This window comes from Mesorhizobium sp. M0808, assembly GCF_040320025.1.
Classification (GTDB): Bacteria; Pseudomonadota; Alphaproteobacteria; order Rhizobiales; family Rhizobiaceae; genus Mesorhizobium.
Map to the genome: position 1 here is coordinate 1 of NZ_JAMYOX010000144.1, position 588 is coordinate 588.

General features: G+C 62.4%; 1 pseudogene. It reads right to left on the reverse strand.

Annotated elements, in window-relative coordinates:
* Positions 1-588: pseudogene (locus tag NKI25_RS36370) on the reverse strand (IS5 family transposase); the annotation flags it as partial.

Genomic DNA, 588 nt, shown 5'->3' on the forward strand with positions numbered 1-588 from the left:
GGCCGCCTTGCGGCGGGCGGATTTCGGGCGTGCGCAGGCAAGCATGCGGTTTAGGACGGCGCAGCCGATGGCGACTTCGGTCTGCTGAACGGGAAGCGACCGTGCCCGCAAACGCCGCCCGATGGTGGACTTGTATCGCCCTATGGCGGTCTCGACCAGCGAGCGTTTGCCATAACCGTTGGAGACCTGCCATTTCATCCGGCCGTCTCTGCCGATTGCGGCGATATGCTGGTCCCTTTGGCCGGGAGGTCTATCGTCGAATGGTTGACCGCGTTGACGCGAGGCGGAATGACGATTGCGGCGGCAGCGCTATGATCGATGACTGCGTCGTAAGTCGGTTTTCCGTCATAGGCGCCGCCAGCAGTAAACTGTCCGATCGGACCGCCAATCTGGTCGAGTAGTGGCTCAACTTGTGAGACATCGCCAGTGGCCTGATCAGTCAGGGTATGGGCAATGATCTCGCCGCTGTCGGCATCCAGTGCCAGATGCAGCTTGCGCCAACTGCGACGGGATCTGGCGCCGTGCTTCTCCTCCAGCCACTGACCCGCGCCGTAGACCTGCAGGCCGGTGCTGTCGACAAGAACATGC